The following is an 11,445-nucleotide window of genomic DNA, read 5'->3' on the forward strand; positions in this document are numbered from 1 at the left end:
GCCTCGCTCCTACAGGTGATGTCGCTCACAACGCCATCCTGTAGGAGCGAGGCTTGCCCGCGAAGGCGTCAGTTCAGACACCACAAAAACTCACTGACCAAACAACACCTTCTGCCCCTCAGGCGACGTAAACATCCGATCCTCATCATGCCCCACCCCGGGCACTTCGATCAGTTGATGACTCAACCCTTGAGGATGGCGCCGTTTCAGATAATTGAAATAGTGGCGCCCACGAATCAATCGAGAAGCGCCCTGGGCTTTGGCTTCACAACTTTTATCCAGCGCCGGGTGATTCGGGTCGATGTCTTGCTGCCCGAGTAAATAAACGACATCACGTTTGACGTAGTTTTCTTCAAGTTGCGCAGGTGTTTGCCCATCGGCATAGGCGGGCAGATCCGCCAGCCCGTACTTCCAGCGGTTGAAGTTCGGACACTTCGCATGACTGAACGCCACTGGCCGTTGCTCATTGAACCAGGCGTACGACGAAGGATTGGCTATCACATAGCGCACTTTCACGCCCTCCGCGTCGAGGGCCGGCTGAGGGTGACTCAGCAAGGCATAACGCTGAACCACCTGAGCGCCGCCTGAGTGACCGGCAATGACGATTTGCTTCACGTCCGGAAACTGTCGCCGATCACCCAGTCGCGCGATGATTTCGTCGAGCGCCGCGTAGGAGCTCATCGTAAACGGCGCGGTGGATAAGCCGCCGGCCATCCAGTCATCGCCTTGCCAGCGTAAAACGCTGTCAGGCACCGTATGGCTGGCAATGTCGGTTTCGTTGAGAAACTGCGGGGCGAGCACCAACGTGTTCGCGCTTTGCCCGGCCTGCTCGGCTGCGCGTTCGGCGCTTTGGCGGTAGGTTCCAGCATCGCGCAATCGACCATGGACGATGATCAGCACGCGTTCGATTTTCGCCGGTGTCGGGCCGATGCTCACCGCGATTTCCCCGGCGCTCAACAGCAAGCGCCCGGAACTGATTTCTTTGACTCCCTGCTCGGCAGCCTGGGTGCTTGCGCAGGTAAACAACAGAGCCAGCAGCCACTTGTGCATCACAGATTCTTCGCGGCAAAGGTATCGCACTCGCCAACTTGGCCTTGTGCGAATCCGGCCTTGAACCAGCGTACTCGCTGGGCCGAAGTGCCATGGGTGAAAGAGTCTGGCACCACGCGGCCCTGACCTTGTTGTTGCAAGCGGTCGTCGCCGATGGCATTGGCGGCGTTCAAGGCTTCCTCGATGTCACCGGGTTCCAGCCAGTTCAGACGTTTCTGCGCATGGTTCGCCCAGACCCCGGCCAGGCAATCGGCCTGCAACTCCTGACGTACCAGCAAACCATTGTCGCCTTCCATCTGCCGGCCCTGTTGGCGAGCGGTCTGAATCTTTGCTGAAACGCCGAGCAAGGTCTGCACGTGGTGTCCGATTTCGTGAGCGATCACGTAGGCCTGAGCGAAGTCGCCCGCCGCGGAAAAGCGTTGGGACATCTCCTGGAAGAAACTCATGTCCAGGTAGACCTTCTGATCCGCCGGGCAATAGAACGGACCGGTCGCCGAAGTCGCCAAACCGCAGGCCGAGTTGACTCGGTTGCTGAACAGCACCAGGGTCGGGTCCTTATATTGCCGATCGGCCTGCTGGAAAATCTGGCGCCAGGTGTCTTCGGTATCGCCGAGGATCGAGCGTACGAATTCGGCCCCTTCATCATTGGCCGGTGGCGCCTTGCGGGTTTGGGTGGGCGCCGGGGCGGACTGTTCGCTCATTTGCCCGGTCAGTTGGCCGAGGATCTGCATCGGGTCCTGGCCGGTGATCCAGCCGATCCCGACGATCAACAATATCGCCGTCAGGCTCAGGCCTTTGCCTCCACCGAAGCGCATTCCACCGCCCCCACCACCGACATCGCCACGGGCATCGACCACGTTGTCGCTGCGTCGGCCTTTTTTCCAAAGCATGGGGGATCCTCTTTTCTTTCTGGTGAAGAAGCATGATGAAGACGCATGGTGATGAGTGTTGCCGGTGAGTAGGTATGGCGCCAGTCCGGTCGTCTGACAGCCCTTGGCGACAGGGGTTCTCCTAAGTGGCGACATTAGCGGTTTCATGGACGGACGGGTACTGCAGATCGGCCAAGACAGCTGCCGGCCGGGTTCCAGATTTTGCTTACCTGGAGTTGTCTTTTAGAATCAGCCAAACCTCATTCGGAATTTCCCATGGCAGGCAGTCAGATCGAACGTGTTTTCAGCGTGCTGGAAAGCCTTACCGGTGAACCCCAAGGTTTACCGATGCAGACGCTGGCCGAGCAACTGGACATTCCCAAGAGCGCGACCCACCGTCTGCTCGCCGAACTGATTCGTCTGGGGTATGTGCGGCAGAATCCGGAAAACCTGCGTTATCACTTATCGACCAAACTGGTCGCCCTGGGCTTTCGTTACTTGTCCGGCAGTGGCGCGGACATTGTGCAGCCAGTACTCGATCGGCTGGCCCGGGAGACCGGTGAACTGGTGCGTCTGGGGGTGATCGAAGGCGAGCGCCAGACCTGGATCGCCAAATCCCAGGGCGCCCGATCCGGCCTGCGTTACGACCCGGAGATGGGGCGCGATGCGCCGTTGTTTTACACCGCGTCGGGACACGCGTGGCTAGCCTGCATGAGTGATGCCGAGGCCTTGTCGCTGGTGGAACGCCAAGGCATTGACCGGCCCGAGGACCTCGGGCCGAATGCACCGCGCTCCAATATCGAATTGCTCGAACGCCTGCGTCTGGCCAGGGAGCAGGGCTATGCCTGGGTCGAGGAAAGTTCGGCGGTAGGCACGTCGGCGATTGCAGCGGTGGTGCGGCATCCGGGTAATGGTCGGGTGATCGGCGTACTCAGCATCGCCGGGCCGAGTGCGCGGATGCCGGGAGCACGGTTGCATGAACTGGCGCCGCTGTTGCTGAAGTTTGCCGAGGAGCTGTCGGCAGCGAGTCTGGCGTCGGAGTTGTTCGTTTAATTCAGCCTGCACAGAAAAATAGTGTGGGAGCGAGCCTGCTCGCGATAGCGAACTTTCAGCCAATGCAGATGTTGAATGTCAGTCCGTTATCGCGAGCAGGCTCGCTCCCACATTTTATAGGTGTGCACAGATGCGAATCTGTGCGCTGTTCGAACACTATTTGCTTTTGCTCATGTGAGAATCTGGAACCAGGTTCTAAATTATTTGAGTTCAGCTCCAACAATAATTCTGTAGGGGCGAGCGGTGCGGCGATCCGACTTGCCCGCGAAGCTTTTGATCTCAAATTCCCAAGGGAATACCCTATGACCCTCAGCACTCCGCTTTCCGGTGTCAATCAGCCCTTCAAAGGGATTCTGCTGATCGTCGTCGCCACTTTCCTGTTTTCCAGCCATGACGCCTTGTCGAAATACCTCTCGGGGTTCTATCCGATCATCATGGTGGTCTGGGCCCGCTATGTGATTCACACGTTGCTAATGGCCGGGATTTTTCTACCACAGTCCGGGTTGCGTGTTTTACGAACCAAACGGCCATTGCTGCAACTGTTGCGGGCGTTATGCCTGCTGGCGACCAGTCTGCTGTTCACCACCGGTTTGTTGTTCATCCCGCTGGCAGAAGCCACGGCGGTGAATTTTCTTGCACCGGTATTGGTGACTGCATTGTCGGTGCCGCTGCTAGGTGAGCAGGTGACGCGCGGGCAATGGCTGGCGGTGATTTGCGGGTTCATCGGGGTGTTGATCATCGTCCATCCCGGCGGCGAACTGTTCACGCCTGCGGTGTTGCTGCCGTTCTGCTCGGCGCTGTTTTTCTGTTTCTATCAATTGCTCACCCGCAAGCTCAGTGAAATCGACAGCCCGACCACCAGTAACTTTTTTGCCGGGCTCTGCAATACGTTGGTGATGAGCGCGCTGGTGCCGTTCTTCTGGCAAGTCCCAAGCCTGGGTCATGGGGTTTTGATGGTGGCGCTGGGGGCGTGCGGGATGACGGCGCATCTGTTTCTGACTCAGGCCTTCCGTCACGCCGCGCCCGCGTTGTTGGCGCCGTTCGGTTATTGCCAGATTGTCTTTGCAGGTTTGCTGGGCTGGTGGCTGTTTTCTCACACGCCGACCCTGACCACGGTGGTCGGGATCGTGGTGATTTGTTGCAGCGGGTTGGCAGCGGCGTGGCAACAACGGCGTCGACAAGAGGAAGGAGGCAGGCCTGGAATCAGGCCTGCCGAAGGAAGGGAATTTACGCGGTGACGGTAGGAATCTTGCGCGGCGCCATGAAGTACATCCAGATCAGCGCGATGAAGTACATCGCCGGAATCATGGTGAACAGCACGGTGTAGTTGTTGTTGGTGATTGTCAGTATGTGGCCGACTAACTGGGTCATGAACATCCCGCCGATGGCCGCGCACATTCCGCCGAAGCCGAACACCGTACTCATCATGTGCTTGGGCGTGTAGTCCATCACCAGGCTCCAGATGTTCGCGGTCCAGGCCTGGTGAGCACCGATGGCCAGGGAGATGGCAAACACCGCGAGCCACAAACTGCTCGAGCCGGCGGCCATGACCACGCCGATGATGCAGCAGGCGAACAGGAACATGGACATCAGTCGCGCCTTGATCGGGTTGATCCCGCGACCGATCAGGAACGAGGACAGGATTCCGCCACCGACACTGCCGAAGTCAGCCGTGAGGTAGATGATGATCAACGGGATGCCCATCTGGGTCACGTTGATCCCCAGGTTGTATTGCTGATTGAGAAACGGCGGAAGCCAGTACAGGTAGAACCAGAACACCGGCGCAGTAATCGAGTAGGCGAGGGCGAAGGCCCAGGTGCCACGCATGCGCAGGATTCGCGAGAACGGTACGCGGGATTGTTCCGGTTCGACTTCCTTCTGGATGTAGTCCAGTTCCGATTGTTTGACGCTCGGGTGATCTTCCGGGTTGAAGTACTTCAGACCCCAGAACAACAACCAGATGCCGCCCAGTGCCGCCATGCACAGGAACGCGGCTTGCCAGCCCCAGGCGTGGAGGATCAGCGGCAGCAGCATTGGCGTGAACATCGCGCCGACGTTGGTCCCGGCGTTGAAGATGCCGGTGGCCACGGCACGCTCGCCGGCGGGGAACCACAACCGCGTTGTTTTCACGCATGCCGGGTAATTCGCCGCTTCAGTCAAACCGAGAATGAACCGGCAGACCATAAAGCCCACCGCCGAAGTGGCCAGGCCATGAGCGCCGGTGGCCAGGCTCCAGAGCAGCACCGCGCAGAAGAACACGCGTTTAACGCCGACCCGGTCGATCAACCGGCCCTGCAGCACAAAGCCGATGGCATAGCCGACCTGAAACCAGAAGTTGATGTTGGCGTAGTCCATCGCCGTCCAGCTCATTTCCTTGGCCAGGATCGGCTGCATGACGCCCAGGGCGGCGCGGTCGATGTAGTTCAGGGTGGTGGCGAAAAACACCAGCGCCAGCATTCCCCAACGGGTTTTACCGACTGCCATGGCGCCGCGGATTTTGTCGCCGATGCCGCCAGTGGCGACGCCCATGGCCGGAGCCACGCGAGAGCTTTGAGAAGGAATCATGTGTGTGCCATCCGTTCAATGACTGACAAGTGAGGCTTGTCGGGACTTCAAGGGCGCGTGATCAATCGGCGGCGACAGGCGCGGGTGTGATTGATCGGCTGAGGTGTTTTCGTCGGACTGACGACAACGGGTTATTCAGCGAGCGGCACGGTTCGGCCGAGAGGGCGCAAGTTTCGGATGGACGCCAGGCACGGCGTGAGGGCGGTGGAGCAAGCAAACAAGGCGTTGAATGAGCGCATGAGCGTGTACCCGTTTTTGAAATTTTTATGTGGTGTTCAGGGTCTTTGGTAACCGAGTCCATGGGGTCGTGACCGGACTCAATGTGGTGTCGATGTTGCGCAGTGGACGAAAAATCGTCAATTCGCCAACTGCCATTGTGTTCGATAATCGCCCGCAAAACTAACCGGGTAGTACACTTTGAATTGCTGTGTGGATTCGTCAAGCCAATAATTTGCTAAAGGTAAAACCGACTCCGGGTAGCAGCTGCCGAAGGCTGCGTTCGGCTGCGAAGCAGTCGTAAATCTTGCATGCACGGTTTGCCTGAAACACCGCGATGCCGGTTTCTGCGACTGCTTCGCAGCCGAACGCAGGCTTCGCCAGCTGCTACAGAAAGCCTGTTACCAATCTAACAAGACCCGTCCATCCACCGGGAGTCGACACATGCAGCGTTCCATTGCCACCGTTTCCTTGAGCGGCACCCTGCCGGAAAAACTCGAAGCCATCGCCGCCGCCGGTTTTGACGGGGTGGAGATTTTCGAGAACGACCTTCTCTACTACGACGGTAGCCCGCGGGAAATCAGACAGATGTGCGCCGATCTCGGGATCGCCATCACGCTGTTTCAACCCTTTCGGGATTTCGAAGGTTGCCGCCGCGATCGCCTGCCACGCAATCTGGAGCGGGCCGAACGCAAGTTCGATTTGATGCAGGAACTGGGCACCGACTTGGTCCTGGTGTGCAGCAACGCCTCGGCCGACTCGATCGGTGATGAGCAGATCCTGATTGATGATTTGTACCAACTCGCAGAGCGGGCCAGTATTCGTGGCCTGCGGATCGGCTATGAAGCGCTGGCCTGGGGCCGGCATGTGAACACGTATCAACAGGTGTGGAACATCGTTCGCCAAGCCGATCATCCGAGCCTCGGCGTGTTGCTGGACAGTTTTCATACGCTGTCGCTCAGGGGCGACCCGAGCGCCATCGCCGAGATTCCCGGCGACAAGATTTTCTTCGTGCAAATGGCCGATGCGCCGATCCTGGCCATGGATGTGCTGGAGTGGAGCCGACACTTCCGCTGTTTCCCGGGCCAGGGCGAATTTGATCTGCCGGGGTTCCTCGCGCCCATCATCAAGAGTGGCTACACCGGGCCGCTGTCGCTGGAGATCTTCAACGACGGCTTCCGCGCCGCACCGCCACGGGCCAACGCCGCCGACGGTTTGCGTTCGTTGCTGTATCTGGAAGAGAAAACCCGCCAACGTCTGGAACAGGAAGCCACGCCCGCGACCAATCGCGACATTCTGTTCGACACCCCCAGCGCCAGCGAATACAACGGCATCGAGTTTCTTGAATTCGCAGTGGACGAAAGCCTCGGCGCCAAGCTGTCCCATTGGCTGGAGCGGCTGGGTTTCGTCAAGGCTGGGCAACACCGTTCCAAAAGCGTCAGCCTGTTGCGTCAGGGCGATATCAACCTGATCCTCAACTCCGAGCCTTACTCCTTCGCCCACAGTTTTTTCGAGGCCCACGGCCCATCGCTGTGCGCCACCGCCGTGCGGGTCAAGGACAGCACCAGTGCGCTGGCTCGCGCCGTGGCTTATAAAGGCCAGCCCTATCGCGGACTCGTTGGTCCTAATGAGCTTGAACTGGCAGCGGTGCGTGCGCCGGACGGCAGTCTGATTTACCTGGTGGACAAGGACGCCGACGTCTACGGCACCGACTTCAATCTGCAAACGACGGCCGTGGTCAGCGGTGGCCTCAAGCGCATCGACCACATGGCGATGGCACTGCCCGCCGACAGCCTCGACAGTTGGGTGCTGTTCTATAAAAGCCTGCTGGATTTCGAAGCCGACGATGAAGTGGTGCTGCCCGACCCGTATGGTTTGGTGAAGAGCCGCGCATTGCGCAGCCGTTGCAGTTCGATTCGCCTGCCGCTGAACATTTCCGAGAACCGCAACACCGCCATCTCACACGCGCTGTCGAGTTATCGCGGTTCCGGCGTGCATCACATCGCTTTCGATTGCGACGACATTTTCGCCGAAGTCAGCCGCGCCAAGGAGGCGGGCGTGCCGCTGCTGGATATCCCGCTCAACTACTACGATGACCTCGCCGCGCGGTTCGATTTCGACGATGAGTTCCTCAGCGAGCTGGCCTATTTCAACGTGCTCTACGACCGCGATGCTCAGGGCGGCGAGCTGTTTCATGTGTACACCGAGCCGTTCGAGGGACGGTTCTTCTTTGAAATCATCCAGCGCAAAAATGGCTATGCGGGTTATGGCGCGGCCAACGTGGCAGTGCGACTGGCGGCCATGGCCAAATCGCGAAGTGGTGGCGTACGTCAGGCAAAGTTGTAGGAAAATCGTAAACACGGGTACAAAACCGCTGCCTCGCGGCTTCCTTCACTGCGCGCGGCGGCCCATAATCGCCTGCTTGTGCAGTGATGGCCGTGAGCCCGCAATGACAATAATTTCAGAACTCTCCGTAGCGCCCGAAAAGCCAATTGCCGAGCCTCGCAAGAGTCGCAAGAACAACCCGGAAAAGACCCGCGAGAACATCCTTCAAGAGGCCATTGTCGAGTTCGTTCAGCAGGGACTTTCCGGTGCGCGCGTCGATGCGATCGCCGAGCGTATCCACACCTCCAAACGCATGATCTATTACTACTTCGGCAGTAAGGAACAGCTCTATGTCGAGGTGCTGGAGAAACTCTACGGGGATATTCGCAGCACCGAAAACCGTTTGCACCTGGCCGAACTGGCGCCGGTGGAAGCGATTCGGCGGTTGGTGGAATTCACCTTCGATCACCATGATCGCAACGTCGATTTCGTGCGTATCGTCAGCATCGAGAACATTCACAACGCCGAGTATGTGAAGCGCTCCGATGCGATCAAGGCGATGAACAACACCATCCTCGATTCACTGGGCGAGATCTTGCGACGCGGAGCTGCAGAGGGTGTATTCCGCTCCGACCTCGATCCGCTGGATGTGCATCTGCTGATCAGCTCGTTTTGCTTCTATCGGGTGTCGAACCGTCATACCTTCAGTGAGATCTTTCAGATCGACTTGCCGGACGAAAGCATCAAGCAGCGTCATCGGGAGATGATTTGCGAGTCGGTTTTGCGATACCTGCAGGCCTGACGCCTTCGCGGGCAAGCCTCGCTCCTACAGATCACGCGATCCGTGTAGGAGCGAGCGGTGCGGCGATCCGACTTGCCCGCGAAGCTTTTCAACCATTCATGCTTTGAAAATGCGCCAGCATCCGCTGGGCATCCGGCGCCACGCCGCTGAACAGTTCAAACGCCTTCACCGCCTGAAACACCGCCATGTTGCCGCCATCCAGGGTTCGGCAACCCAGCGCGCGAGCGTTGCGCAACAGTTCGGTTTCCAGCGGGAAGTAAACGATCTCCGCTACCCACAGCTGCGCCCGAAGCAGCTCTACCGGCACGGGTGTGCCCGGCAGTTTTTTCATACCCATCGGCGTGGTGTTCACCAATCCGTCAGCCTTACCCAACGTATCTGGCAAATCATGACCGGCCACAGCGCGACCGAAACCAAAATGCTGATTGAGGTTGTTCGCCAACGACTGAGCGCGACTTTGATCCACATCGAAAATGCTCAGCAGTTGTACGCCTTCGCTCAATAATGCGTGGGCCACTGCCGCGCCTGCGCCACCGGCGCCCATTTGCACCACGCGCTCAAGGGCAACGCCCTGCAAGCCACGGCGAAAGCCTTCGGCAAAACCCAGGCAATCGGTGTTGTGGCCGATGCGTTTACCGTCCTTCAGCACCACCGTGTTCACCGCGCCAATACCGCGGGCTTCCGGCGATAATTCGTCAAGCAACGGGATGATCGACTGCTTGCACGGGAAGGTGATGTTCAGCCCGGTGAAATTCATCCGTTCGGCGGCCATCAGCAGGTCGGGCAGGGCGCTGCTGTCGAGTTTCAATTGATCCAGATCGATCAACCGATACAAGTAACGCAAACCCTGCGCATCGCCTTCATGCTCGTGCAGCGCGGGGGTGCGGGAAGCTTGAATGCCGGCACCGATCAGCCCGGCCAATACCACGGTGTTCTGTGTCATGACGCTAAACCCTGCAAACGTTGGCTGAAATGCTCCAGCGCCAAACGATAGCCGTGGCTGCCAAAACCGCACATGACCGCGATGGCGATGGACGAAACAAAGGAGTGATGCCGGAAGGGTTCGCGGGCATGGACGTTGGACAGGTGCACTTCGATCACTGGCAGTTCGCTGGCGACCAAGGCATCGCGAATGGCGACCGAGGTGTGAGTCCACGCGGCCGGATTGATGACGATCCCGGCGCAACGACCACGTGCGGCGTGAATCCAGTCGAGCAGTTCGCCTTCATGGTTGGTCTGGCGAAATTCCACTGTCAGGCCGAACTCTTCGGCAGCGCGACCGCACAGCGCCGAAATGTCCGCCAGGGTTTCATGGCCATAAGTCGCCGGTTCACGGGTGCCCAGCAGGTTCAGGTTCGGGCCGTTGAGCACCAGAACGATAGGGGACATCGGGTCTCTCCACATATTATTTTTTGGCATTGGCCGAGGGTTTCAGCCTGTGGAGAGAAATTGTACTAACCGGTTAATAAGGTCAATTGAAGAGGGCGTCAAGCCTGGATTATTTGTGCGGTGATCGGACAGATCAGCGCGGCAGCTGCTCAACCAGAAAGTCGATAAACGCTCTTAGCCGCAACGGCACATGGCGACTTTGCGGGTAAAGGAGGGTGAAAGGGCGGGAGCGTCCGCCATAGGGTTTGAGCACTTCCACTAGCGAACCGTCCGCCAGTTCGTTTTCGACGATGAAGCGATAGGTTTGAAACAACCCTGCGCCGTGTTTCGCCAATGTCACGCCGCCCAATACGTCATCGGAGCAGCAGTAGTTGCCCTCGGCAAGAATCTCCAGCGGCACACCGTTGTCATTGAAAAGCCAGGCAATCCGCCGGCCGCTGCTGGGCAGTTCGTACTGAATACATTCGTGTTGAGCCAAGTCATCCAGCGTCTGCGGGATGCCGGCGCGCTTCAGGTAATCAGGGCTGGCAATCATCACCAGCGCGGCATCCTCCAGCGGCCGTGCAATCAGCCCGGAGTCGGGAATGGCCCGCACACGGATTGCCATGTCATAGCCTTCACCGACGAAATCGATGTTGCGATTGCTGATGTGCGCCTCGACCTTCACGGCGGGAAAGCGCGCCCGAAACGCAGGCAGCAAGGGCAGGATTCGATGATGGGCATAGGTCGTGGGAATGCTGATGCGCAAAGTGCCGGAAGGTTCTTGCTGCTGCCCCATCACCTCGCGCTGGGCCTCGACCAGTTGTGCGAGAGCCTCGCGACATTCTTCGAAATAACGCCGGCCACTGTCGGTCAGCTTGACGCTGCGGGTGGTACGCGCAAACAGCCGTACACCCAAACGTTCTTCCATGCGCGACACCGAGCGGCTGACGGCGGCCGGGGTCACGCCCGCCACCAGAGCCGCGGCAGTAAAGCTGCCGGCCTCGGCGGCCAGGCAAAACAGTTCGATGCTGCCTAATTGAAGATCGTCGAAATGTCGCTGCATGATTAATTACACCGGGAATCAAATGAAATGCCAGTGGCTGTATTTATCAAATCAGGACGCACAAATACAGGGCGTTTCAATCGTCCACAAAAAAGCCGTCCTGTGGACGGCTGATTTGTATATGGAGGCTG

The 11,445-nt window shown here is 58.6% G+C and carries 9 protein-coding genes and 1 pseudogene; 4 read left to right on the forward strand and 6 right to left on the reverse strand.

Annotation, left to right across the window (positions count from 1 at the left end; genetic code table 11):
• Positions 1-90: 90 nt before the first annotated feature.
• Together NHU87_RS11375 and ypfJ are read right to left on the reverse strand one after the other, a co-directional pair.
• Positions 91-1,050, reverse strand: a complete 960-nt coding sequence (locus NHU87_RS11375; protein ID WP_253548315.1) for an alpha/beta fold hydrolase — start codon at positions 1,048-1,050, stop codon at positions 91-93.
• Positions 1,050-1,940 carry a KPN_02809 family neutral zinc metallopeptidase gene (ypfJ, locus tag NHU87_RS11380; RefSeq protein ID WP_253548317.1) on the reverse strand — a complete coding sequence of 297 codons (891 nt, stop codon included), beginning with the start codon at positions 1,938-1,940 and terminating at the stop codon, positions 1,050-1,052. The genes NHU87_RS11375 and ypfJ overlap by 1 nt, the downstream gene beginning before the upstream one ends.
• 255 nt (positions 1,941-2,195) lie before the next feature.
• Here ypfJ and NHU87_RS11385 point away from each other — a divergent pair, with 255 nt between their 5' ends.
• Positions 2,196-2,972, forward strand: a complete 777-nt coding sequence (locus NHU87_RS11385; protein ID WP_253548319.1) for an IclR family transcriptional regulator — start codon at positions 2,196-2,198, stop codon at positions 2,970-2,972.
• A gap of 302 nt (positions 2,973-3,274) precedes the next feature.
• Positions 3,275-4,150, forward strand: a pseudogene (locus tag NHU87_RS11390) (DMT family transporter); the annotation flags it as partial.
• Between the two features lie 49 nt (positions 4,151-4,199).
• Here the strand turns inward: NHU87_RS11390 and NHU87_RS11395 are convergent.
• A complete protein-coding gene (locus NHU87_RS11395; protein ID WP_437180830.1) occupies positions 4,200-5,537 on the reverse strand; it encodes an MFS transporter in 1,338 nt (445 codons plus the stop codon).
• A gap of 660 nt (positions 5,538-6,197) precedes the next feature.
• Here NHU87_RS11395 and quiC point away from each other — a divergent pair.
• Both quiC and NHU87_RS11405 read left to right on the forward strand, forming a co-directional pair.
• Positions 6,198-8,099 (forward strand): 3-dehydroshikimate dehydratase QuiC, encoded by a 1,902-nt coding sequence (gene quiC, locus NHU87_RS11400; RefSeq protein WP_253548321.1) that lies wholly within the window; start codon positions 6,198-6,200, stop codon positions 8,097-8,099.
• A 103-nt stretch (positions 8,100-8,202) separates the two neighbouring features.
• On the forward strand, positions 8,203-8,880 hold the full coding sequence (locus NHU87_RS11405) for a TetR family transcriptional regulator (protein ID WP_253548323.1): 678 nt from the start codon (positions 8,203-8,205) through the stop codon (positions 8,878-8,880).
• An 88-nt stretch (positions 8,881-8,968) separates the two neighbouring features.
• Here NHU87_RS11405 and NHU87_RS11410 read toward each other — a convergent pair whose 3' ends face one another.
• The 3 genes from NHU87_RS11410 to NHU87_RS11420 form a co-directional block, all read right to left on the reverse strand.
• Complete coding sequence (locus tag NHU87_RS11410) at positions 8,969-9,823, reverse strand: shikimate dehydrogenase (protein WP_253548325.1); 855 nt, start codon at positions 9,821-9,823, stop codon at positions 8,969-8,971.
• Complete coding sequence (gene aroQ, locus NHU87_RS11415) at positions 9,820-10,269, reverse strand: type II 3-dehydroquinate dehydratase (protein ID WP_253548327.1); 450 nt, start codon at positions 10,267-10,269, stop codon at positions 9,820-9,822. The genes NHU87_RS11410 and aroQ overlap by 4 nt, the downstream gene beginning before the upstream one ends.
• A 133-nt stretch (positions 10,270-10,402) precedes the next feature.
• A complete protein-coding gene (locus tag NHU87_RS11420; protein WP_253548329.1) occupies positions 10,403-11,314 on the reverse strand; it encodes a LysR family transcriptional regulator in 912 nt (303 codons plus the stop codon).
• Positions 11,315-11,445: the final 131 nt, after the last annotated feature.

Origin of the sequence: Pseudomonas mandelii (assembly GCF_024138395.1) — a bacterium.
Taxonomy (GTDB): Bacteria; Pseudomonadota; Gammaproteobacteria; order Pseudomonadales; family Pseudomonadaceae; genus Aquipseudomonas; species Aquipseudomonas mandelii_E.